Genomic DNA, 24,248 nt, shown 5'->3' on the forward strand with positions numbered 1-24,248 from the left:
CGATCGGGTCAGGGAGATCGATCGAGGTAAGGGGCGGCTTTCGGTATCGAGAGCCGTGTGGAAGGCGAGTGCGTGCCGTGAAGCAACATAATGCTCCCACGTGTGGGTCGGATCGAACCACCGCACAGGGATGGTCGGGCATTGGTGCACCAAGCGCAAGCGATCGGCTGTACTGGAAGCTGGCTTCCGACCTTCTCTTCGTGATGCGCCTTACGTGCGAAGGGCGCATTGTCTATGAGGGTATAAACCCGGCATTCGAATCTCTTCTCGGGATCGCGTCCGAAGACATCCGAGGGATGGCCGTTTGCGACTGCATGGATAGGCAGGATGCAAGGTCCATCCATGAGGCGCTTGATGCTTGTCGTGCGAGAGGTGGCGAGGTCCGGATCCGGCATCGGCTCGCCCTCGGAGGATCCGCACGGATGGTCGAGACGATCGTTGCGCCGATCTGCGACCCCCTGACCGGCGGCATTGTCACCTTCATCGGTAGCCATCGGATCGTGGAAGGAGCGTCATCCAAAAACCTGGAAGCGCTTTCTGACGGCAATGCGAACATGAGCGCCACGCTGGTTTCCATTCAGGAAGACATGCAGCAACGCATTGCCTCCGACCTCCACGACTCGACGTGCCAGCATTTGATCGCTACGAGCCTCGGGGTGATGCGACTGCGGAACAGCTTGAGTGAGCCGGCCAAAGCCGAGGGGCTCTGCGACGATATCGATGCGTCGATCGATCAGGCGATCAAGGAAATCCGGGCCTTTGCCTACCTGCTGCACCCGCAAAATCTGACGGTTGCCGGGTTGAAAGCGACAATGGAGAGATATGCGGAAGGGTTCGCGGCGCGCACATCATTGAGAGTCGATGCCAGTATCTCGCCCGAGATCGATCAAGTCCCTTACGAAACACAGCGTTCGCTGCTGCGCGTGGTCCAGGAGGCGCTGACGAATGTCTTTCGTCATGCAAGAGCGACGGAAGTCGAGATCGTGATCGAGACGACCGACACCCACTTCCGGCTGAGGGTCAGCGACAATGGGCGCGGCATGCCGCTCGACCAGGCGCTCGGCGGCGCGATGGCAGGGCCGCCCGGCGTCGGAATTCCCGCGATGAAGGTTAGACTGCAGCAGATCGGAGGCACCCTCGAGATCCGCTCCGGGCCGGGAACGGGGCGGCCCGGCACGACACTATCCGCGGTGTTCCCTCGCGGTCCTGCGACCGAAAAAACGCCGCCGGCCAAAGGTCGTCCGCGCCATCATGGTCCGCGCAAACCGGTCCACTAACAGCTGAACTCGCTTCGCCGATGCCGGCCGAGCCCGCGATGCAACACGAGTGGGAGTTAACCCGCCATGAAGCGCTTTCTTATCGCCGACGATCATGAAGCGGTACGGTCGGGACTGCGAGCGGTTCTGGAACAACGTGCCGACTGGGAAGTCGTTGCTGAAGCCAACGACGGCAGCAAGGCCCTTGCCGCCGCGATCGCGAACCAGCCTCATGTCGCGATCGTCGATTTCTCCATGCCGCGCATGACGGGCGTGGAGGTCGCGCGGCGGATCAGGGAATATCGTCTGCCGACCGAGGTGCTGATCTTCACGGTCCACAACTCCAACCTGCTGGCGCAGGAGGCATTCGAGGCGGGTGCCCGGGCATTCGTGTTGAAATCGGATGCCAACAGGTTGTTGTTGGCGGCGGTTGAGTCGCTTCTCGCGCACAAGCCATTTTGCACCGAAAGCTGTTCGCCTGAATCGAACGAGGTCTCGACCGGAGATCGGGACCGGCTCTCGCCGCGGGAGCGGCTGGTGGTCAAGCTGATCGCGGAGGGCTACAGCAACAAGCGCATCGGCGCCATCCTGAACCTCAGCGTCAAGACCGCCGAAGCGCACCGGGCGGCCGCGATGCGCAAGCTGGACATCCACTCGACGGCAGGCCTGGTTCGCTACGCGGTTCGTGCGCGGCTGCTGGAAGCATGATGCGCTCGGGCGCCGTTGATCCGGCGCTTGAGCTTCCGTTCCAGCTTCTTCTGCCGTGGACCCGGGAGACTCGGCTGGCCTCAGTACATTCCCCGCGAAATCCGAGGGTTTTGCGGGATAACGGCCGGAAAGCCAATCAGTATGATTCTGACCTCGCTGTCGGCTGCAGCTATTGACCGTTCCAGCGTATAGGAACGACGCCATGAAACGCATCCTGATTGCGGATGATCATGAAGTCGTACGTTCCGGACTTCGTGCGATCGTTGAAACGCGCTCCAACTGGATTGTCACTGCCGAAGCGCCCGACGGCGAGCAGGCGATCGCACTGGCGTTGGAAACGAGACCAGACGTCATCATCGCCGACTATTCCATGCCTCTCGTGAACGGACTGGAAGTCAGCCGCCGCGTCAAGGCGCTCCGGCTGCGCTCGGAAGTGTTGATCCTCACCATGCACGAAAATGAGGAGATTCTGACCGAAACCCTCTTGAGCGGGATACGCGGCTTCCTGCTCAAATCGGACGCCAGGAAGCATCTCATCTCGGCAATCGAGGCTCTGCTCGACGGTCGACCTTACTTCACCAGTGTCGTGTTGGAGAAACTGCTGACCGACTACCAGCTTAACAAGCAGAATAAGTCCGGTGCGCTCCTGACATCGCGGGAGCAGAACGTCGTTCAGTTGATTGCAGAGGGACATACCAACAAGGCCATCAGCTCGATCTTGAAGCTTAGCGTGAAAACTGTCGAAACCCATCGGGCTTCGGCCATGCGCAAGCTTGGCATGTCATCGACAGCCGAGCTGGTTCGCTATGCGATTCGCAAGAAGCTGGTTGCGCCCTGATCGCCCTAAAGCACCGGTAGCTCGGGGTTCCGCCGCGAGTATTGCTGGGGCGATGCCGTCGGGATGCTCTGACTCCACCAAGTACCCGCAACGGCGCGCGAGCTGATTATTGACCCGAGTGCGCGCGGCCCCGCCGGTGATGTCGCCCGAATGCCACGCGCGGATTGACGGCGCATGTGGCCATTCGTCCTGACGCCGCGGCCATGCACGCCGCGCGCGTGCGGAACGAGCAATCGCCCGGAATCCCCATAGCTCGAGATTGCAGGCAATAGCGATAGTCCCTCGCCGCTGCGGGACCAGCTTCGGCAATCCAGATCAAGCCGGCCGCAGATAAGAGTGCCATCAGATAGCGCATGAGATCACCTCGTCCATGAGGATATCTCCATAGTGCCTGAGCGGGGCGCGCCTGAAAATCCATGATTTCCGCGGGCGAGCTTGACAAGATTCCCTAGAGCACGCCGATCGGGAGCCTGCTGACCGTTTTGCGGTGCAACGAGCTCGCAGAACTTACACCCGATGTCGGCATTTCTCGTCGCGCCGCAGCCTGACGTTGCGGGTTTTCCCTAAACGAGGGTCAGGTACTAACCCGATTGGTTCGGCGCCCTTAGTTCAGCAACATATCGGCATGCTGAAGTCTAACGAAAACTCCACCGTGCGCACCGCGACATCCATCAGTGATGATGCGGTCCGCCCACTCAGGTTTAGCCGACAACAATAATCGATTCACGTTCTGAGTAGCGCGTCGGGCGACCCGCTCTGGCGAGCTGGTGACACTGCGGAGGAACGTATGGAAGCGGCTCAGGTCCCGGTCGACCTCCTGCATTGGGTGCTGGCGATCTTGCCGATCGTCGCGCTGCTTGTCTTTCTTGTTCCGCTACGCTGGCGCGCTCCGGAAGCGGGACCTATGGCGATGTTCACCGCCGCTATCGTGGCGGTGCTTGCCTTTCGAACGCCGTGGGACACGTTGGCGGTTGCAAGCGCGAAGGGCGTATGGGACGCTGTCTTCATCCTGTATGTGATCTGGCCGGCGCTGCTCCTGTACCAGATCACCAAGCAGGCCGGCGCCTACGACGCGCTGCGGCAAGGCATTGCCAAATTCAGTCGCAACGATCTGTTCATCATTCTGGCGCTGGCTTGGGTGTTTGCCTCGTTCCTGCAGGGCATTGCTGGCTTTGGCGCCCCCGTCGCCGTGGTTGTGCCGCTACTGATCACGGTAGGCGTGAAGCCGATCCATGCCGTAGCCATGGGCGTTCTCGCACATGCCTGGGCAAGGTTCTTCGGCACCCTTGGGGTCGGATGGCTGGCACTGCTGCGAGTCGCCAATGTGGAAGACGTCGTCAGGGCCGCCTATGAGTCGGCATTGCTGATCCTCATACCAACTTATCTGGGCGGCCTCCTTGTCGTGTGGCTCTACGGCAAGGGACCCGCAGTACGCCATGCTTGGCCGCTGGTATTGATCCTCGGCACCATTCTCGGCGTTGGGCAGCTTCTGGCTGCCCTCATCAGCCCCGAACTCTCGACCTTCCTGGCCGCAGCCGTCGCACTTCTCGCGCTTTATCCACTGTCGCGCTGGAAGAAATACGGTGAGCCGATTCCGATTCAGGAGATCCCCGAACGGCCGGGCATGATGGAAACACGGGCAAGCGAACAAAAAGAGATGGCGCCGGTGATGAGCCTCTCAATGTCGTTCCTGCCTTACGTTGTGCTGACGGTTGTGACCCTCGGTGTCTTGCTGATTCCGGCGATCAACGAAGTGATGCGACAGCTTCAGATCGGGCTGCCGTTCCCGGCCGTTCAAACCGGCTTTGGTATCCAGAATGCCGCGGTCGCACGCTATGCGCCGATTACCGTGTTTACGCATCCCGGGATGATGTTGCTGATCACCTCCATCATCGTCTGGCTGGTGTACAGTGCAGGCGGCTACTATCGCGCCTGGGCGCAGCGTCATACGCCCGAAAGCATCTGGTCTGCTCTGCTCGTCGATGCGGTGCCCGCTTCCGTGCCGGTGATCGCGTTCCTGGTGACGAGCCGTATCCTGGATCATAGCGGCCAGGTCTTGACTCTCGCCTACGGTATCGCAGCGGCTTCGCCGCCGCTGGTGTACGCCGGCATCGCGAGCGTCATCGGTGCTCTTGGCGCTTTCATGACGTCCAGCAGCACCGCCTCCTGCGTGCTTTTCGGTGCTGTGCAGAGCAGTGTGGCTCAGCTGCACGGGATGTCCAGAGAGACCATCATTGCCGCGCAAGCGGCCGGTAGTGCCTATGGTAATGCGATTGCTCCCGCCAATGTCGTGTTGGGCACGAGCATCGCCGGTGTAAAAGGCCAAGAGGGAGCGGTTCTGCGTATCACCATGCCTTGGACCGTCCTCGTCGCCGTTCTAACGGGCGCGGCAACGATCGCACTGGTTGTTTTTGCGCGATAAGCGGAGCGCACCATGGATAAGAAGCTAAAGGCAGAGATTTTGGCTTTAGTGCTGCTGCTCGCCGCATTCCCGATCACCAGTTGGGGCACGACAGCGGGCAACTATCTCGTCTGGTGGATCGGCTTCATCAGTCTTGTCGTCGGCGGTTTGGTGCCGGTGATGACGCGCTACATGGATCACTCCGGTGACAAGATCAGGGACGTCGGCATGGAGTTCGACGACCGGACATCCTAGTTCCCGCAAGAGCTACGGTCGTCGCTGTTTGCGACCGCAAAGATCGATACCTTCCGCAGCGGCTTAGCCCACTGCTCAGTGTCAGGAGGCGATCATGAGTCATCCCAACGGTCCCCGCACGGGCCGCCCCCCTACATATGCGCCTCGCGGCGTGGTCTCGACGCCGCATTATCTCGCCAGTTCGGCGGGGCTGAACATACTGCAGCACGGAGGTAGTGCCGTCGACGCCGCTATCGCCGCCAATGCGGTGCTGTGCGTGGTCTACCCGCACATGGCAGGATTGGGAGGCGATGGTTTCTGGTTGATTGCAGAACCGAGCACCGGCCGCGTACATGGGTTGAACGCCAGCGGACCGGCCGCGCGCATGGCAACGCTGGACTATTACCGCCCGCGAAGCAAAGACAACGAAATTCCTGCGCGTGGGCCTCTCAGTGCTCTGACCGTGCCTGGCGCAATCGACGGCTGGCGTTTGGCACACGAACGGTTTGGCCGACTTCCCTGGAGCAAGCTTTTCGACGATGCCATCGTGTATGCCCGCGACGGGATGGTGGTCAGCCGCTCGCTCGCCGATTGGCTGGCGCAGGACGAATTGATTCTGGCGACCTACCCGGCCACTGCGGCCGTCTTTCTACCCGACAAGCGCGTTCCTCGCGAAGGCCGCCGGCTGGCGCAAGGTGACCTTGCCCGTTCACTCCAGCATATCGCCAGCCAAGGCGCGCGGAAGAGCTTCTACGAAGGCGCCATCGCCGAACGTATTTGCTCCGTGCTGCAAGCCCAGGGCTCTCCACTGGCGGCGGATGATTTTGCCGCCTTCCAGGCGGAATGGGTCGAGCCGATCGCAGGCACCTACCGTGGCTATGACGTCTATGAACTACCGCCCAACACTCAGGGATTCACCGCGCTGCAAATCCTCAAGCTGATCGAAGGCTACGATGTGACCGCATGGGGAGACGGCACGGCCGACTACTATCATCACATGGCCGAGGCGGTAAAAATTGCATTTGCCGATCGGGAGGAATGGCTGACGGATCCAAATTTCGTGGACATTCCGGTGCCACGGCTGATCAGCAAGGCATATGCCGACGAGCGTCGTCGTTTGATCGATCCCGAGCGAGCGCTCAATATCCAGGACGTGCCAGCCGGGATCGCTTACGAGCATCCGCACGAGCGGCGAGCGCCTGATGGCGACACGTGTTATTTCTGCGCCGCCGACCGGGACGGAATGGTCGTGTCGCTGATCCAGTCGATCTATCACGACTTTGGCAGCGCCGTGATCGCCGGCGATACCGGCATAATTCTGCAAAATCGCGGCGCGTTCTTTTCTCTCGACGAGAAGCATCCCAATCATCTGCAGCCGGGCAAACGTACATTTCACACATTGATACCCGCACTGCTCGCACGCGACGGTCAGCCTTACCTTGCTTTCGGATCGATGGGTGGCGAAGGCCAGCCGCAATCGCAGGCCGCTTTGCTGACTCGTATCGTCGATTTCGGCTATGACGTGCAGCAGGCGATCGAGGCGCCGCGCTGGTTGATGGGACGCACCTGGGGCACGCGCTCGCGCAACCTGTCCCTCGAAGGCCGCATTTCAGATGAGGTGGCGCGCGAGCTGAAACGGCGCGGACAGCCGGTCCAGATGGTGACCGATTGGAACGACAATCTGGGGCATGCGCAAGCCATCCGGGTCGATCGCGAACAAGGCTTCTTTGAGGGTGGAGCGGACCCGCGAGGCGATGGAGCCGCGCTGGGCTATTGAGACGGCGGCCATCGCCCTGCGCCCTTCAAGGACACCGCATCCGAAGGAGACGTCATTTCGCCCGAAGCAGAACGCTTCGGATATTCGATCAGTCGAGTTGCTTCGGCGCTGCCCAATCAGTGGGAAGCCGCGGCCGCAGACTGCGCATCGCATGGAGCAGCCGCATGGCTCAGATAGTCATTACGTTATCGATCATCTTCGCGGCGATGGTGCTCTTTGCGTGGAATCGGTTTCCTGCGGCGGTGGTCGCGGTCGCTGCGTCGCTCGCGCTGTACTTTACCGGCGTGCTGACGATGAACGAAACCCTTGGCGGGTTTGGCGATCCCGTGGTCATTCTGATCGCGGCCTTGCTCGCCATCGCATCGGGACTGGAAACAGCCGGAGTGGGCGCTTGGGCGGGCCAACTCCTGATGCGGCACACCGGCAGTAACGAAACACTGCGGATCGTCGCCATCATGATCGTTGCCGCTGTCTTCAGCGGATTGATCGGCATGAACGGAGCCGTAGCGGCAATGCTGCCGGTGACCGTGGCCGTTGCGGTCAGGACCGGGATGGCATCGTCCCGGATCATGATTCCGCTCGCATTCGCCTGCCTGACCGGCTCCAAGCTGACTTTGCTGGGCACCCCGGTCAATGTGATCGCGGCCACCCAGGCCGACGAGGGGGGCGTGGAGCATATCGGCTTCTTCGAATGGTCGGTGCTCGGAATTCCGCTCTTGGCCGGAACGATCGTCGCCACGGTGCTGTTTGGGCGGTCGCTGCTGCCGGAACGGCGGAGCCAATCGATTCCTGCCGACTTCAGCGCGCACGCACAAACCCTGGTCGAGCAATACCGACTGGAAGATGGGCTGCATCATTTCCGTGTTCGGCAAACGTCCCCCTACATCGGCAAGACAAAGGGCGAAGTCGACTTGAGCAACTATGCAGGCCTGCAACTGATCGCGCTGCTGGAGGCCGATGGTGCGACCCCACTGCAACGGGCCCAGATCGCAGAAGGCGATTTGATTCTCGCCCGCGGTGAGGCCGAGATGGCCGGACGCCTTGCCGCCGATATGCATCTGGCCGTTCGGGAAGGCAAAGAAGCAGGCTCCGTTGCGGATGTGCTGCTCAGTCGCTCCTCGGGTTTGGCTGAAGTCATCATCCCGATGCGTTCCAAGATGATCGGGCAATCGATGTTTCCCGGGATGACGACCGAGGACGGCGATCTGATGGTTTTGGCGATACAGCGAGGCGGCACCGAAATGGGCCAGGAGCCCGTTGCGTTGCGCGCAGGTGACCATCTCTTGCTGCAGGGAACGTGGAAAGCTCTGGATCAATACCTTTCAGACCCGAAGGTGCTGGTCGTCGATTCTCCCGAAGTCGTGCAGAAGCAGGCTGTGGCGTTGGGGCCAGGCGCACGTGCAGCGATCGCCATCCTGCTGTTGCTGGTCGTCCTGCTCGCCTTCGACATCGCGCCGGCACCGATTGCAGCGGTGATCTGCGCGGCTCTCATGGTTCTCACCGGAGTACTGACGCTTCCCCAATTTTATCGAGGGATCGATTGGAATACATGCATCCTGATCGGAGCGATGATACCGCCCGCGACGGCGATGACCAAGACCGGCGCCGCTGCCCTGATGGGAGATTACGTCGTCACCGCGCTGGGAGCTGCCGGCCCGCATGCTGTGCTGGCGGGAATTTTCATCGTATCGGCGACCATCTCGCAGTTCATTTCCAACACATCGGCAGCGCTGGTCATGATGCCGATCGGTCTTGCCACGGCGTCCGAGTTGGGCGTTTCTGCGCTTCCCCTGATGCTGGGCGTTGCCATGGGGGCCAGCGCATCCTTCCTCACTCCGTTCGCCAATGGAGTAAGCCTGATGGTCTATGGGCCGGGCGGATATCGTTTTGGCGATTTTTGGAGACTCGGCCTTGTTGTCATCGTTTGGGCGTTGATCGTCACTGTGGTCGTCATTCCCCTTTACTGGAAATTCTGAGGCCACGAAGCGGGCGCCCAGGGCTCGAAATCCGCGCGTGCCGATGCCGCGGCAGGCTCAAGTGCACAAGGACTTCAGCTCCGGCGGCGGGGCGCCCTTCCCCTCGAGCATCCCCAACGCTAGCGCGGCCTCCACCCGCACGCTCGGATCCTCATCACCCGCGAGCTGTCGGAGAGGGATGAGGGCTTGTTCGATCCCCGGGAAGGCCGGACCGAGGCGACCGAGGTGCCAGGCCGCCAGGCTGCGGACGAAGGCAAGCTCGTTGCCCAACTCCGCGATGAGGACGGTGACCGACTCTCCACCCGCGGGCGCCATCCGGGCGAGGGCCGCAGCCGCCCAGACGCGCACGAACCCGACAGGGTCCTGAAGGGCCCCGGCGAGGTCGGACATAGCCTCGGGTGCCGCGGGACCGATCTCGCCCAGGGCATATGCGCCGAGGCGGCGCCGGAGCGGATCGCTGCTCGAAAGCTCCCTCACCCAGTCTAGAACGGAAGTCCCTAGGTAAGCGACCTGCGCGCTCATGGTCAGACCCTACTCAAAGCCCCACGCCGAGCCGGCGGTCCAGGTTGAACGCGGCACTTATCAGCCCGATGTGAGTGAATGCCTGCGGGAAATTGCCCAGCGCCTCGCCACGCGGACCCGTCTCCTCGGCGTACAGGCCGAGGTGGTTGGCATAAGTCAGCATCTTCTCGAAGATGAAGCGGGCCTCCTCGGCGCGGCCTGACCGCGCGAGCGCTTCCACCAGCCAGAACGTACACATATTGAACGTCCCTTCGCTCCCGGTCAGGCCGTCGCCGGCCCCTCTGCCGATCTCGTAGCGGTGCACCAGGCTGTCGGAGACCAGCTCCGCCATGGTCCGGTCCAGCGTCCCGCGCATACGGGGGTCTGTCGGCGACAGGAAGAAGACGAGCGGCATGATCAGGTTGGACGCATCCACCGCGTCGGTGGCGAAGTGCTGCACGAAGGTCTGCCGCTCCCTGTTCCAGCCGTGCGTCATGACGGCCTCGTAAATGCGGTCTCGCTCCGCGGCCAGGCGGGCGCGGTCCAGCGGCAGGCTCCGCTTCCGCGCAAGGCGGAGCGCTCGGTCCAGCGCCACCCAGCACTGCACCTTGGAGTAGACGAACTGCTGCTGTCCACCGCGCACCTCCCAGATGCCATCGTCGGCTCGCTCCCAGTTGTTCGCCACCCAGTCGAGCATCTTGCGCAGGTGGCACCAGAAGTCATAGGCGGTCGGCGTCCCGTATTTGTCGTACAGGTAGACGGCGTCCATCAGCTCGCCATAGATGTCCAGCTGAAGCTGCTCGGCAGCGGCGTTGCCGACTCGCACCGGACGCGAGCCGCGGTAGCCGTCGAGGTGGCCGAGGACTTCCTCGGGCAGCTCGTGCCCGCCGTCGATGCGATACATAGTCTGCAACGGGTCGCCCCGGGCGCCCTCGACGGCCCGCTGCTCCAACCAGCACATGAACTGCTCTGCCTCCGACGTCAGCCCGAGGCGCAGGAAGGCGTAATTGGTGAAAGCGGCGTCGCGCACCCAAGTATAGCGATAGTCCCAGTTGCGCACTCCGCCGATCTCTTCCGGCAGCCCGCAGGTCGGTGCCGCCACGATCGCGCCGGTCGGCGCGAACGTCAGCAGCTTCAACACCAGCGCCGAGCGATGGACCATCTCGCGCCAGCGACCCGAATAGTTGCACTTCCTCAACCACTGCCGCCAAAAGGCCAAGGTCTGCGTCAGCGCCTCCGTGCCGACCAGCCGCGCCTCGAGCAGGACCCCGTCATGAACGCCGTGGCCGTTCTCCTCGACGTGGCGGAGGATGAACGTGGTCGTCTCCCCGGGGTTGAGGACAAACTCTGCAGCGACGCCGTCGCCCTGCCGACCAAGCGGGAAGCGGCTGACCAGCGAGACTTTCATGCCTTGCGCCTCGAAGATCGCTCCCCGGCCCTCCAAAATGACTTGGTGGGGCCGGCGGGCGAAGTCGAAAGCCGGCCGGCAGTCAAGGCGGAAGCGGACCGACCCGCGCACCGCGCGCACCACCCGGACGATCTGATGGATCTTTCTGATCTCGCGCGCGCCTTGGACCGGCATGAAGTCCACGACCTCACCGACGCCCTGGTCGCTAAGAAAGCGCGTCACCAGGACGTTGCTGTCAGGCATGTACATCTGTTTGTGCTGCGCCTCGTAGAGACTAGCGATGCGGAACGAGCCCCCTCTCTGGTCGTCGAGGATCGCCGCGAAGACGCTCGGCGAGTCAAAGTGCGGCAGGCAGCACCAGTCGATGGATCCGTCGATGCCGACCAGGGCAACGGTGTGCAGGTCGCCGATGACGCCGTAGGACTCGATCGGCTTGTAGCCCATGATCTCGTCTCCTCCGCTCGCCCGATGCTGATCGAGCCTCACGAAGGGCGTATCGTCAATGCCCTGAGACGGCGAAAAGACATAACGGATATTCACCTTTTTCTGCTCGCAACCTCGCTCGTCTCGTCCGCGGCCCGGTCAGTTGCACCAAGGGAACACGTCAGCATCGCTGTCACACACGTGGTCGGCGCGAAATCTCCGGAACGCTGGAGTGCTTGTCGTTGCCTGGTTGAAGAAGTCGCATTACGCTTTCGACCTTGCTACAGCGAGGCGTGCCGCGATGTCCGCGATAGATATGGCCTAGCCACGACGTGTTCCAAGTTCGTCGACCGTATGCACCGAGAGGCTCGACTGAAGGGGCGAGACCATGAGCGCCGTCCTTCCGATCATTTGCCTTGCAAGGCACGGCGAGACCGCGTGGAGCCTCTCAGGTCAGCATACTGGCCTCACAGATTTGCCTCTCACTGAACGCGGCGAACTGAATGCGCAGAGTTTGGGCCGGCGGTTGCAGGGCTTCACTTTCACGAAAGTGTTAACGAGTCCGCTGAAGCGCGCGACCCGAACGTGCGCGTTGGCCGGGTTCGGAGGTGACGCGGAGACCGACCGCAATCTGGTCGAATGGAACTATGGCCAGTACGAGGGTCTTCGTACCAATGAGATCCACCAGCAGCGTCCGGGCTGGCAATTGTTTCGCGACGGTTGTCCTGGAGGCGAAACACCGGATGAGGTCGGTGCCCGGGCCGATTGCATCGTGGACCGGGTTCGCAACGTCCGGGGCAATGTTCTATTGTTTTCGAGCGGGCATTTTCTCCGGGTTCTAACGGCACGCTGGTTAGGGCTCGATGCAGGCGCCGGCAGATTCTTCACGCTCGATACCGCAAGCCTGAGCATACTTGGGTACGAGCACGATCAGTCGGAACCAGCAATCCGGCTCTGGAACGACGCCCGGCACGTTGAAGATCGGTTGGCGACGACAGGCGGAAGGGGGCAGCCTTAAAAATGGCCGCGCGGCTTCAGCCGCAGGCTGAGCATATTGGGTGGAGCCGAAAGGGTAAGGCCGATGAACCAAGTCGTCTTTCTGGTCGATGTCGACAATACGCTTCTCGATAACGACCGCATCCAGGCCGACATCAAGGCCTACCTCGAGCGCCGGTACGGTGCCTCATCTCGCGATCGGTACTGGGCAATTCTCGAGGAACTGTTCGAAGAACTGGGATATCGAGACTATCTCGGTGCGCTGCAGCGCTACCGCGTCGAGCACCCGCAGGACATGCACCTGTTGTCCATGTCGTCGTTTCTGGTCGATTACCCGTTCGCCAATCGTTTGTATCCCGGATCTCTGGATGTGCTCGAACGACTGCGTCAATGGGGTCCAACCGTCCTTCTCACCGACGGCGACGTCGTCTTTCAACCCCGCAAGGTCGAGCGCTCCGGGCTTTCGGAGGCAGTCAGTTCGCACGTGCTGATCTACATCCACAAGGAACTCGCGCTCGATGATGTCGAAGCCCGCTATCCGGCGCTGCACTATGTTCTGGTGGATGACAAGCCGCGTATCCTTGCCGCTGTCAAGGAGGCTTGGGGCACCCGCGTCACCACCGTCCTTCCCCGACAAGGACAATATGCGCGTGACGCGAACGCCCTCGCCTCTTTCCCCACACCCGACGTGACGGTGGACCGGATCGGAGACCTGCTCGACTTCGATCTGGGTCGCCTGCTTGCGGCAACCCCGCGACTCGAAGCTGTACGGAGGTGAAGCGATGAAGGCAACGCAAAAGCTCCACGAACTCGGACAGAGCATTTGGCTCGACAACATCACTCGCGACCTGCTGACCAGCGGCACTTTGAGGCGTTACATTGCCGACTTGTCGCTTACGGGACTCACGTCGAACCCGACCATCTTCGACCACGCGATCAAGAACAGCTCTCACTATGATTCAGCGATCCGCAGCAAGCTGACGGAGGGAAAGTCGGGCGAGACGCTATTCTTCGAACTCGCAATCGAAGATCTAGCCCAGGCAGCAGACCTGTTTCGCCCGATTTGGGACCGCACCAACGGGGTAGACGGGTGGGTCTCTCTCGAGGTCTCGCCACTTCTCGCGCATGACACGGCCAGCACAATCGCGGCGGCCAAGGAGTTGCATGCGCAGGCGAAACGCCCCAACCTCTTCATCAAGATACCCGGTACACGAGAAGGCTTGCCCGCGATCGAAGAGTCGATCTTTGCCGGTGTGCCCGTGAATGTGACGCTATTGTTCAGCCGGGAGCACTATCTCGCTGCCGCCGAGGCATATCTGCGCGGCATCGAGCGGCGCATTGCAGCCGGTCTAAGTCCAAATGTTGGATCCGTTGCGTCGGTCTTCGTCAGCCGCTGGGATGCCGCCGTAGCGAACGAAGTGCCCGCGCAACTACGCAATCAGCTCGGTATCGCAATCGCGAAACGAACCTACAAGTCAGCCTGCGAAGTGCTCTCCTCGGCCCGTTCGCGGCGCATCTACAACGAGGGTGGGCGGCCACAGCGCCTGTTATGGGCGAGCACGGGAACCAAGGATCCGGCAGCGTCCGACGTTTTATACGTCAAGGCGCTGGCCGCTCCGCTCACGGTGAACACCATGCCCGAAGGCACGGTGAAGGCCCTCGCCGATCACGGCGAGATTGAAGAGATGTTGCCGTTCGATGGCGGCGATTCCGAAGAGGTTCTCGCGCAATTCGCGAAGGCTGGCGTCGATATCGAAGCGCTAGCGGCGACATTGCAGGATGAGGGCGCCAAATCGTTTATCAAATCCTGGAATGAGTTGATGAGTGTCATCTCCGCCAAGACCGAGGTGCTCAAGAAGGCAAGCTAGGTCCCAATCAAGACAAAGGTCTTCCATGAATATACTGGTCATTGACGTGGGCGGCACCCACGTCAAGATCCTTGCCTCCGGCGAAAAACTGAAACGAGAAATTGACTCCGGGCCTGCCCTGACGGCCCGGCAGATGGTATCGAGCGTCAAGAAGCTGGCCGATGGCTGGGACTATAACCTCGTCTCAATCGGTTACCCGGGCCCGGTCGTGCATGACCGGCCCGTCGCGGAACCTCACAACCTGGGAAAAGGGTGGATGGGCTTCAACTTCGCTGCGGCATTCAAACTGCCGACGAAAGTCATCAACGATGCGGCGATGCAGGCGCTCGGCAGCTACCGGAGCGGCAAAATGTTGTTTCTCGGGCTAGGTACGGGACTCGGCTCGGCGATGATCATCGATGGCATCGTGCAGCCGATGGAGCTTGGACACTTACCCTACAAGAAGCGGATCTATGAGGACTATGTCGGCGCCCGCGGGCTCGAGGAATTTGGCAGGAAAGCGTGGCGGAAGCACGTCGAAGATGTCGTTGAATATCTGGTTGCGGCACTCCAACCGGAGGACGTCGTGCTGGGCGGCGGCAACGCCAAACTATTGAAAAAGCTGCCGCCACTGTGCCGGCTTGGGGATAATGCCAACGCATTCAAGGGTGGATTCCGGATGTGGGAAGGTCCGCTAAAGGGAAAGGTCACTCGCTCGCGCAAACAAACTGCGCAAGCCGCCATGGCACGTTAACAGGAGCGATGAATGGCAACGGCCACGAAAACGGTCACCGAGCTTCCCGCCTGGAAGGCCTTGTCCGGCCATTTTCAGAAGATCGACCATCTGCATCTGCGCGAGCTCTTTGCTCAGGACCCCAAACGCGGCGAGCGCTTGACGGTCGAAGCAGCCGGACTCTACGTCGACTATTCAAAGAACCGGATTACGGATGAAACGCTGGCTCTGCTGTTGCAACTGGCCGAACAGTCCGGGCTCCGCGCGCGGATCGATGCGATGTTCGGAGGCGAGAAGATCAACGTTTCCGAAAAGCGGGCCGTCCTGCATGTCGCGCTCCGCGCGCCGAAGGGGCAATCGATCCTGGTTGATGGCGAGGACGTTGTTCCGCAGGTCCATTCGGTGCTCGACCGCATGGCCGATTTTTCCAATCGCGTACGCGGCGGTGCGTGGCGCGGCCACACCGGCAAGCCGATCCGCAACATCGTCAACATCGGCATCGGCGGCTCCGATCTGGGGCCCGTGATGGCCTACGAGGCGCTCAAGCATTACAGCGACCGCGCAATGACGTTCCGGTTCGTCTCCAATGTGGACGGCACCGATTTTGCGGAGGCGATCCGCGATCTCGATCCGGCGGAGACGCTGTTCATCATCTCTTCCAAGACCTTCACAACCCTGGAAACCATGACCAACGCCAGGAGCGCGCGCAACTGGTCGCTCGCGGGACTTGGGGGCGACGAAAAGTCGGTCGCGAAGCATTTCGTCGCGGTGTCCACAAACGCGAAGGAAGTGACGAAGTTCGGCATCGACATCGCCAACATGTTCGGCTTCTGGGATTGGGTCGGCGGACGGTACTCCATGGACTCCGCGATCGGACTCTCGACGATGCTCGCCATCGGTCCAGACCACTTTCGCGCCATGCTCGGCGGCTTCCATGAGATCGACGAGCATTTCCGCACCGCGCCGTTCGAGCGCAACCTGCCGGTACTGATGGGGCTGCTCGCCATCTGGTACAATAACTTCTTTGGCGCGCAGACGGTGGCGGTGCTGCCTTACGAGCAATACCTGAAACGGTTCCCGGCATATCTCCAGCAGTTGACGATGGAGAGCAACGGCAAGCACGTCACGCTCGAGGGCAATCCTCTCAGCTACAACACCGGTCCGATCTACTGGGGTGAGCCTGGGACCAATGGTCAGCATTCGTTCTACCAACTCATTCACCAGGGCACCCGTCTCATTCCCTGCGACTTCATCGCCTTTCACAAGACACTCAACCGACTTGGAGAGCAGCACGACATGTTGCTCGCCAACGTCTTCGCGCAGGGCGAAGCGCTCGCATTCGGCAAGACGGCTGACGAAGTAAGGCAGGAGGGATCGGCCGATTGGCTCGTTCCGCATCGCGTGTTCGAAGGCAACCGGCCGTCCACTACGATTCTGCTGGAACAGCTGACACCCGCGGCGCTCGGAAAGCTCGTCGCGCTGTACGAGCACAACGTCTTCACGCAGGGCGCAATTTGGCAGATCGATTCATTCGACCAATGGGGCGTCGAACTCGGCAAGGTGCTGGCGCAACGCATCATCCCGGAACTCACCAACGAAGCCGAACCCAAATTCGGCCACGACAGCTCGACCAACGCATTGATCCGCCGGCATCGCACGTTCAGGGAGAAGTCGCACTAGACACTTATCTCGACACGCCAGGATTCCTGCGCGCCGGGAGAAATCACTCCGCAGCGTCAAAAAAGAGGAGCCACTCATGCAACTCGGAATGATCGGCCTCGGCCGAATGGGCGCCAATATGGTGCGAAGACTTGTCCGGCATGGTCACCAATGTGTCGTCTTCGACATGTCGCCGAACGCCGTTGCGGAACTTGTGAAGGACAACGCGACGGGAAGCGCCTCGCTAGCGGATTTCGTGGGGAAGCTCGAAAAGCCGCGCGCGATCTGGTTGATGGTTCCGGCGGCAGTCGTGGATAGATCGATCGGTGATCTGCTGCCGTTGCTCGAATCCGGCGACATCCTGATTGACGGCGGCAACTCCTACTACATCGATGACATCAGGCGCTCCAACGAGTTGGCGCAAAAGGGCATCAACTATGTCGATGTCGGCACCAGCGGCGGCGTCTGGGGTCTCGAGCGCGGCTACTGCATGATGATCGGCGGCCCTGACGAGGCAGTGCAGCGGCTGGATCCAATCTTCAAGACCCTTGCTCCCGGTGTCGGCGACATCCCGCGCACCCCGGGACGAGAGCGCGCTCCCGCCGGCACTTCCGAACACGGCTATCTCCACTGCGGGCAGAGCGGCGCCGGTCATTTTGTCAAGATGGTCCACAACGGTATCGAGTACGGGCTGATGGCGGCCTATGCCGAGGGCCTCGGTATCCTGCGCGCAGCGAACATTGGCAAGCAGGCGCACACGGCGGACGCCGAAACAACACCGCTTCGCATTCCCGAGCACTACCAATACGACCTGAAGCTGCCCGACATCGCAGAGGTGTGGCGGCGCGGCAGCGTGATTGCCTCCTGGCTTCTCGATTTGACAGCAACAGCGTTGCTGGAAGATCCGGGCCTTTCCAAATTCGCGGGGCGCGTCTCTGACTCCGGCGAAGGACGCTGGACCATCGCCGCAGCGATCGACGAGGCAGTCCCCGCCCCGGTGCTGACGACGGCGCTTTACGAGCGCTTCAGTTCTCGCGGCGAGGCTGATTTCCAGAACAAGCTGCTTTCGGCGATGCGCTATGAGTTCGGTGGACACCTGGAAAAGGCGGCGCCATGAGCGAACCTAAATCCGATGCATTGGTGTTTTTCGGCGCAACCGGCGATCTCGCCTACAAGAAGATCTTTCCGTCGCTGCAAGCGATGCTGAAACGGGGCCACCTCGATGTGCCCGTCATCGGCGTCGCAAAGGCCGGCTGGACACTCGACCAGCTCAAGGCCCGAGTACGAGATAGCCTCGAAAAGCACGGCGGCCTCGACGCTGCTGCGTTTGACAAGCTAGCCGGTCTTTTGCGTTACGTAGACGGCGACTATGCCGATCCGACCACCTTCGACGCCCTTCGCAAGCAGCTCGGTTCGGCGCAGCGGCCGGCACATTATTTGGCGATCCCACCGGCATTGTTTGCAACAGTAGTGGAACGGCTCGACGCTGCCGATTGCACAAGCGGGGCGCGTGTCATTGTGGAAAAGCCATTCGGCCACGATCTCGCCTCCGCACGCAACCTCAACAGGATTCTGCTCGCCAGGTTCGACGAAGATCACATCTTCCGCATAGACCACTATCTCGGAAAACGACCTGTTCACAACATGGTCTTCTTTCGCTTCGCCAACGCGTTCCTGGAGTCGTTCTGGGACCGCAAGTTCGTGAGCAGCGTGCAGATGACCATGGCGGAGAATTTCGGCGTGCAGGGTCGTGGCGCGTTCTACGATCAAACTGGCGCAATTCGCGACGTGATCCAGAATCATCTGTTTCAGGTGCTGGCCAACCTGGTCATGGAACCGCCAGCCCGATCGGACAGCGAATCCCTGCGTGATGAGAAGGTCAAGGTCCTGAGATCGATTCCGGCAATCGGTGAGAACGAGCTGGTGCGCGGACAGTTTCACGGCTACCGGCAGGAGCCGGGCGTTGCTCCGGACTCGCAGGTGGAGACGTTCGCTGCGCTGCGACTGGAGATCGACTCATGGCGCTGGCAGGGAGTGCCATTTTACATCCGCGCCGGAAAATCGCTTCCCGTGACTTGCACGGAGGTGATCGTACGCCTTCGTGAGGCGCCGCGGATATTTCCCCATAGCGCCGCGATACCTAATTATCTGCGGTTTCGCATCAATCCCGACATGGCCATTGCTCTTGGCACGATGGTGATGGACCAGGACGATCGAGAGGTCGGCGAGCCGGTTGAATTGTTGGCGAGCCGGCGCCCTGGCGCCAACGAGATGGATGCATATGAACGCGTGCTCGGCGACGCCATGAACGGCGACCGGACGCTGTTTGCACGGCAGGACTATGTCGAAGAAGCATGGCGGATCGTCGATCCGGTCTTGAAGAAGGCGACTCCCGTCCACGAATATCAAGCCGGAAGCTGGGGGCCACACGAAGTGGACAAGAATGTCACGCCACCAGGCGGCTGGCACAACCCGACGGCAGCGTAACGCAGAGGGTGAGGAATGTGGATCGAAGTGCTCCTCGATCCCGGCCTTGTTGCTCGATGGCGTCAGCCTATCGCTGACGATGCACGCACACCGGTCGCCGCACACAAGCGGCCTGTAATCGACACCCGCGAGAGGAAATCAGCCATGACAGACGTCGAACTCGACCAGCTCGCGATCAACACCATCCGCACACTGTCGATTGACGCGGTCCAGGCCGCAAACTCCGGCCATCCCGGCACACCAATGGCGCTTGCGCCGCTTGTTTATACGCTCTGGAACCGAGTCATGCGCTTTGATCCGCAAGATCCGATCTGGCCTGGCCGTGATCGCTTCGTGCTGTCGAACGGCCACGCGTCGATGTTGCTGTGGTCGGTGCTTTACCTCACTCGCACGCAGGCCGTGAATGCAGAGTACGAGACGTTGGGCAGGCCGGCTGTTACCCTCGACGATATCCGGCGCTTTCGTCAGTTCGGGAGTCATGCGCCAGGGCATCCCGAATACCACCTGGTATCCGGCGTGGAGACGACCACCGGCCCTCTCGGACAAGGCATTGCGACCAGCGTCGGGATGGCAATTGCGCAGCGCTGGCTCGCTGCGCGCTACAACAAGCCGGAATTTGCTATCTTCGATTACGACATCTATGCCGTGTGCGGCGACGGCTGCCTGATGGAGGGCGTTGGCTCTGAAGCGGCGTCGCTCGCCGGCCACCTTGGCCTCGATAATTTGTGCTGGATCTACGACAATAACCACATCACGATAGAAGGCAGCACGCGGCTCGCGTTCACCGAAGATGTAGCGGTTCGTTTCGCAGGCTATGGCTGGAATATACTTCACGTCGGAGACGCCAACGACATTGCGCGGATTGAACAGGCGCTGGCAACGTTTCGCGATACGAAGGGCCGACCGACGCTGGTGATACTCAACAGCCATATCGGATATGGCTCGCCACACCGCCACGATACGGCCGCGGCGCATGGCGAGCCGCTCGGTGTCGAAGAAGTCAAACTCACCAAACGCGCCTATGGTTGGCCCGAAGACTCGAATTTCCTGGTGCCCGACGGCGTTCTCGAACACTTCGCCGCCGGCGTCGGCGCACGAGGCGCTGAAGCCCATCGCAAATGGCAGGAGCTGTTCGCCGGTTACCGTTCGAAGTATCCGGCATTGGCGACTGAGATCGACCAGATGCAACAGCGCAAGCTGCCGGCGGGCTGGGACCGCAACCTGCCGACATTCCTGGCAGATCCAAAAGGGCTAGCGGGTCGTGAAGCGTCGGGAAAGGTCCTGAACGTTCTGGCGGCGAACGTTCCTTGGTTGATCGGCGGTTCGGCCGATCTAGGTCCATCGACCAAGACGCTGCTGACCTTTGAGGGCGCAGGCGATATTCAGGCCGCCACGCCGGGCGGCAAGAATTTGCATTTCGGCATCCGCGAACACGCGATGGCTGCAATTCTCAACGGTCTGGCACTATCGAAACTGCGGCCGTTCGGCGCGACCTTCCTGATTTTCAGCGACTACGCCAGGCCCGCGATACGACTGGCGGCGCTAATGGAGCTACCGGTGGTGCTTGTTTTTACCCATGATGCCATGGGCGATGGCGAAGATGGCCCAACGCACCAGCCGATCGAGCATCTCGCCTCAATGCGAGCAATGCCAGGTCTGACGCTGTTTCGGCCGGGTGACGCCAACGAAGTGGTCGAGGCCTATCGCTACGTCATGCAGCTTCGTCATCGGCCAGCCTTGTTGGCGCTGTCTCGCCAACCGTTACCGATCCTCGATCGCACCAAGTATGCATCGGCATCCGGGGTGGCGCGAGGCGCCTACGTGCTTGCCGACACCCCTGAGGGCAAGCCAGACGTCATCTTGATTGCCACCGGCAGCGAGTTGAGTCTCGCGGCCGACGCTCATGAGAGACTCAGCCTGGATGGTATCCGCTCGCGCGTGGTCTCGATGCCGTCCTGGGATGTCTTCGAACGCGAGACGCAGGAATATCGCGATGCCGTCCTGCCCCCTGAGGTCACGGCCCGCGTTGCAATCGAGCAGGCGTCCACGTTCGGCTGGGAGCGGTACGTCGGGGGGACTGGCCGAGTCATTGGCATGCACACTTTTGGCGCTTCCGCTCCGCTGAAGGCGTTGCAGCAGGAGTTCGGATTCACCGTCGATCACATCATCGCAACGGTCAAGGCGCTATTGCAGCCCACGAAAGCCGCATAGCATGGACGATGTCGGGCAAACCGATCCACCCCGTTCGGCTGAGCATGCGAGGCTTGGCGACTCCTCGCCCGATACTCCCGGCGACTGGAAAGCGATCGGGCCTTACGTCAGTGAGCGGGCTTGGGGGACCGTGCGTGAAGACTACAGTGCCGATGGACAAGCCTGGCAATATTTCCCCTACGAACACGCGGGCTCGCGCGCCTATCGGTGGAACGAGGACGGTCTTGCCGGCCTTTGCGATCGATCGCAGCGCCTGTGTTTTGCTCTCTCCTTCTGGAATGGACGTGACCCCTTTCTGAAGGAACGGATCTTCGGTCTCAGTGGTCCGGAAGGAAATCACGGCGAGGACGCCAAAGAGTACTGGTGGTATATCGACGCAACACCGACCAGCTCGTGGCTTCGTTGGCGTTACCACTACCCCCAGGCGGAGTTTCCCTACGCGTTACTTCGGCAGGAGAACGCAAGGCGCAACAAGGACGAGCCCGAATTTGAACTGGTGGATACCGGTGTTTTCGAAGGGGACCGTTACTGGCAGATCACGGCGGACTACGCCAAAGCATCACCTGACGACGTATGCATGCGCATCAGCGTTCGAAACGCAGGACCCGATCCGGCGGAGCTTCAGGTGCTTCCGACACTGTGGTTCCGCAACCGCTGGTCCTGGGAGGCTGGTATCGCACGGCCGATTATCCAGGCGACTGCTGAGACTGGCAACGCCGGCGCGATCGCTGAAGAAGAACTGCTGGGCCGCTGGCGCTTCACTGCCGGGACGGATCCGGCCGGAAAGCCGCCGCTGCTGCTGTTCTGTGAAAACGAAACCAATGCCCGGCATCTGTACGGCGGCATCGCTGAGCAGACGCCCTACCCAAAGGACGGCATCAACGACCATGTCGTTCACGGTGCGGCGACTGTAAATCCTGCGAGGCGGGGTACAAAAATGGCCTGCTGGTATCGCCTCAAGATCGCTGCCGGCGAAACCGTCGAGCTCAGGCTTCGCCTGGCACGTGATGGACGCGACCAGGCTGCGATCCTCGGGGCAGACTTCGAGCGGATCCATGCCGACCGGAGGCGCGAAGCTGACGAGTACTATACGGCGCTGACCCCTGACAGCGCGAGTGAGGATGAGGCCGCAGTGATGCGGCAGGCGTTCGCGGGCATGCTGTGGAGCCAGCAGTTCTACCATTACGACGTCGCCCGCTGGCTCGATGGCGACATCATACGTCCGCCCGAGGCACGCGCGTCAGGTCGCAACGCGGACTGGCGCCATCTCAACAACCACGACATCATCGCCATGCCCGACAAATGGGAATATCCATGGTATGCCTCATGGGACCTCGCCTTCCATTGCGTGGTGCTGGCGCACATCGATCCCTCAGCAGCGAAGCATCAAATGCTGCTGCTGGCGCGCGAATGGTACATGCACCCGAACGGCCAGTTGCCGGCGTATGAATGGAATTTCGGAGACGTGAATCCGCCAGTTCAGGCGTGGGCCACGCTTGCAGTGTTCCGGATCGATGGCGGGACCGATTTCGACTTTCTGGCTCGCGCGTTTCAAAAGCTCTTGATCAACTTCACCTGGTGGGTAAATCGAGAAGACGCATGTGGCGACAACGTGTTCGAGGGCGGCTTTCTCGGACTCGACAATATCGGCCCGTTCGACCGTTCGCAGATGCTCCCTGACGGCGATGTCCTGGAGCAGTCGGATGGCACCGCCTGGATGGCCAAGTTCTGTCTCAACATGCTGGAGATGGCACTCCTGCTTGCCAACCATCAACCCAGCTACGAAGACGTCGCGGTAAAGTTCTTCGAGCATTTCGCTCTCATCGCTGCCGCCATGAGCAAGCTCTGGGACGACCAGGACGGCTTTTTCTACGATCGGCTTCGCAAACGCGACGGCTCGACTTTCACGGTGCGCGCGCGTTCCATGGTGGGACTGCTGCCAATCTTTGCGGCGGTCCAGCTCGATGCGGCGCTGTGGGAGCGACTGCCGATGTTCCGCGAGCGCGCGCTGGTACATCGACAACAAGCCTGGTCTTGCACAATTCCTGCACACGCCTCCGACCAACGAACTCCCTCGGCTGATCTCGCTGGTAGGCAAGTCGCGCATGAAGCGGATTGTCGCGTGTATGCTCGATGAGTCGGAATTTCTGTCGCCCTACGGGCTACGATCGCTATCGCGTTACCACCGCGAACATCCGCTCATCGTCAACATGGACGGACACGTCGCTCGTCTCGACTATGAGCCGGGCGAATCTCGGACCGGACTGTTCGGCGGCAATTCGAACTGGCGCGGACCAATCTGGTTTCCGCTTAATTTTCTTGCCATCGAGTCGCTACGACATCTGCATACCAGTTTTGGGGAAGGTTTCACCGTTGAATTGCCGACAGGATCTGGCAAGCAAGCGAGCCTCGAGCAGGTTGCCGAAGAACTGGAGCGCCGACTGCTCAGAGTCTTCCTCCGGGATTCAAACGGCCGCCGACCGGCACTGGGATCGGATGCGCGCTTCCAGCGCGAAGGAGCATGGCGCGATTTATTGCTCTTCTACGAGTACTTTCACGGCGATACCGGCGAAGGACTTGGCGCCTCGCATCAGACCGGATGGACAGCGCTGGCCGGTGCACTGGTGGCCCATCGGCGGTTGCGAAGTGGTCAGAAGTAATAAATGCCTACCCACTCCCCGACATTGCCTTTTGTTCTCGGCCACCTTCTCATCAAGACGATCATAGTCCTTCGTTGCACCGCTGTATCCGAGTGATCGGAGCATTCATTACCGGGGCGAACCTCGGCATTTA

The 24,248-nt window shown here is 61.1% G+C and carries 20 protein-coding genes; 17 read left to right on the forward strand and 3 right to left on the reverse strand.

The window, feature by feature from the left end; translation table 11 throughout:
• Positions 1 to 68: 68 nt before the first annotated feature.
• The 3 genes from K288_RS44390 (at position 69) to K288_RS0102105 (ending at position 2,802) form a co-directional block, all read left to right on the forward strand.
• Entirely contained in the window at positions 69 to 1,277 is a 1,209-nt protein-coding gene (locus K288_RS44390) for a PAS domain-containing sensor histidine kinase (protein ID WP_244443033.1), read from the forward strand.
• A 66-nt stretch (positions 1,278 to 1,343) separates the two neighbouring features.
• A complete protein-coding gene (locus K288_RS0102100) occupies positions 1,344 to 1,964 on the forward strand; it encodes a response regulator transcription factor (protein WP_027578088.1) in 621 nt (206 codons plus the stop codon).
• A gap of 202 nt (positions 1,965 to 2,166) precedes the next feature.
• On the forward strand, positions 2,167 to 2,802 hold the full coding sequence (locus tag K288_RS0102105) for a response regulator transcription factor (RefSeq protein WP_027578089.1): 636 nt from the start codon (positions 2,167 to 2,169) through the stop codon (positions 2,800 to 2,802).
• Between the two features lie 106 nt (positions 2,803 to 2,908).
• Here K288_RS0102105 and K288_RS50315 read toward each other — a convergent pair whose 3' ends face one another.
• Entirely contained in the window at positions 2,909 to 3,220 is a 312-nt protein-coding gene (locus tag K288_RS50315) for a DUF3551 domain-containing protein (protein WP_343207720.1), read from the reverse strand.
• Between the two features lie 369 nt (positions 3,221 to 3,589).
• Here K288_RS50315 and K288_RS0102110 point away from each other — a divergent pair, with 369 nt between their 5' ends.
• The 4 genes from K288_RS0102110 (at position 3,590) to K288_RS0102125 (ending at position 9,190) form a co-directional block, all read left to right on the forward strand.
• Positions 3,590 to 5,224, forward strand: a complete 1,635-nt coding sequence (locus K288_RS0102110) for an L-lactate permease (RefSeq protein ID WP_027578090.1) — start codon at positions 3,590 to 3,592, stop codon at positions 5,222 to 5,224.
• Between the two features lie 12 nt (positions 5,225 to 5,236).
• Complete coding sequence (locus K288_RS0102115; protein ID WP_027578091.1) at positions 5,237 to 5,458, forward strand: hypothetical protein; 222 nt, start codon at positions 5,237 to 5,239, stop codon at positions 5,456 to 5,458.
• 94 nt (positions 5,459 to 5,552) lie between these two features.
• Positions 5,553 to 7,214, forward strand: a complete 1,662-nt coding sequence (gene ggt / locus K288_RS0102120) for a gamma-glutamyltransferase (protein ID WP_027578092.1) — start codon at positions 5,553 to 5,555, stop codon at positions 7,212 to 7,214.
• Positions 7,215 to 7,333: 119 nt separating this feature from the next.
• Positions 7,334 to 9,190, forward strand: a complete 1,857-nt coding sequence (locus tag K288_RS0102125) for an SLC13 family permease (RefSeq protein ID WP_343207722.1) — start codon at positions 7,334 to 7,336, stop codon at positions 9,188 to 9,190.
• A 57-nt stretch (positions 9,191 to 9,247) separates the two neighbouring features.
• Here the strand turns inward: K288_RS0102125 and K288_RS0102130 are convergent, their stop codons facing one another.
• Both K288_RS0102130 and K288_RS0102135 read right to left on the reverse strand, forming a co-directional pair.
• Positions 9,248 to 9,712, reverse strand: coding sequence for a HEAT repeat domain-containing protein (locus K288_RS0102130; RefSeq protein WP_027578094.1), 465 nt, complete (start codon positions 9,710 to 9,712; stop codon positions 9,248 to 9,250).
• Positions 9,713 to 9,725: 13 nt separating this feature from the next.
• Positions 9,726 to 11,639: a glycoside hydrolase family 15 protein gene (locus tag K288_RS0102135; protein ID WP_244443034.1), complete on the reverse strand. Its 1,914-nt coding sequence runs from the start codon at positions 11,637 to 11,639 to the stop codon at positions 9,726 to 9,728.
• Between the two features lie 271 nt (positions 11,640 to 11,910).
• On the opposite strand from K288_RS0102135, the gene K288_RS44395 reads away from it, so the two are divergent.
• The 10 genes from K288_RS44395 to K288_RS54010 all read left to right on the forward strand — a co-directional run bounded on the left by K288_RS44395 (position 11,911) and on the right by K288_RS54010 (position 24,115).
• Complete coding sequence (locus tag K288_RS44395; RefSeq protein ID WP_051334306.1) at positions 11,911 to 12,540, forward strand: histidine phosphatase family protein; 630 nt, start codon at positions 11,911 to 11,913, stop codon at positions 12,538 to 12,540.
• A gap of 63 nt (positions 12,541 to 12,603) precedes the next feature.
• Positions 12,604 to 13,296: an HAD family hydrolase gene (locus K288_RS0102145; RefSeq protein WP_043159203.1), complete on the forward strand. Its 693-nt coding sequence runs from the start codon at positions 12,604 to 12,606 to the stop codon at positions 13,294 to 13,296.
• A 4-nt stretch (positions 13,297 to 13,300) separates the two neighbouring features.
• Positions 13,301 to 14,386 carry a transaldolase gene (tal, locus tag K288_RS0102150; RefSeq protein ID WP_027578097.1) on the forward strand — a complete coding sequence of 362 codons (1,086 nt, stop codon included), beginning with the start codon at positions 13,301 to 13,303 and terminating at the stop codon, positions 14,384 to 14,386.
• Between the two features lie 25 nt (positions 14,387 to 14,411).
• Positions 14,412 to 15,119 carry an ROK family protein gene (locus K288_RS44400; RefSeq protein WP_051334307.1) on the forward strand — a complete coding sequence of 236 codons (708 nt, stop codon included), beginning with the start codon at positions 14,412 to 14,414 and terminating at the stop codon, positions 15,117 to 15,119.
• Positions 15,120 to 15,131: 12 nt separating this feature from the next.
• Positions 15,132 to 16,778 (forward strand): glucose-6-phosphate isomerase, encoded by a 1,647-nt coding sequence (gene pgi, locus K288_RS0102160; protein WP_027578098.1) that lies wholly within the window; start codon positions 15,132 to 15,134, stop codon positions 16,776 to 16,778.
• A 76-nt stretch (positions 16,779 to 16,854) separates the two neighbouring features.
• A complete protein-coding gene (gnd, locus tag K288_RS0102165; protein WP_027578099.1) occupies positions 16,855 to 17,874 on the forward strand; it encodes a phosphogluconate dehydrogenase (NAD(+)-dependent, decarboxylating) in 1,020 nt (339 codons plus the stop codon).
• On the forward strand, positions 17,871 to 19,244 hold the full coding sequence (zwf, locus tag K288_RS0102170; protein WP_027578100.1) for a glucose-6-phosphate dehydrogenase: 1,374 nt from the start codon (positions 17,871 to 17,873) through the stop codon (positions 19,242 to 19,244). The genes gnd and zwf overlap by 4 nt, the downstream gene beginning before the upstream one ends.
• A gap of 144 nt (positions 19,245 to 19,388) precedes the next feature.
• Entirely contained in the window at positions 19,389 to 21,455 is a 2,067-nt protein-coding gene (gene tkt / locus K288_RS0102175; RefSeq protein WP_027578101.1) for a transketolase, read from the forward strand.
• Position 21,456: 1 nt separating this feature from the next.
• The gene (locus K288_RS44405; protein ID WP_210164424.1) at positions 21,457 to 23,592 is read left to right on the forward strand and encodes a glucosidase; all 2,136 of its coding nucleotides are present in this window, start codon (positions 21,457 to 21,459) and stop codon (positions 23,590 to 23,592) included.
• A complete protein-coding gene (locus K288_RS54010) occupies positions 23,561 to 24,115 on the forward strand; it encodes a hypothetical protein (RefSeq protein ID WP_201449634.1) in 555 nt (184 codons plus the stop codon). Before K288_RS44405 ends, K288_RS54010 begins: the two co-directional genes overlap by 32 nt.
• Positions 24,116 to 24,248: the final 133 nt, after the last annotated feature.

It is taken from the genome of Bradyrhizobium sp. Ai1a-2 (genome assembly GCF_000426245.1).
Taxonomy (GTDB): Bacteria; Pseudomonadota; Alphaproteobacteria; order Rhizobiales; family Xanthobacteraceae; genus Bradyrhizobium.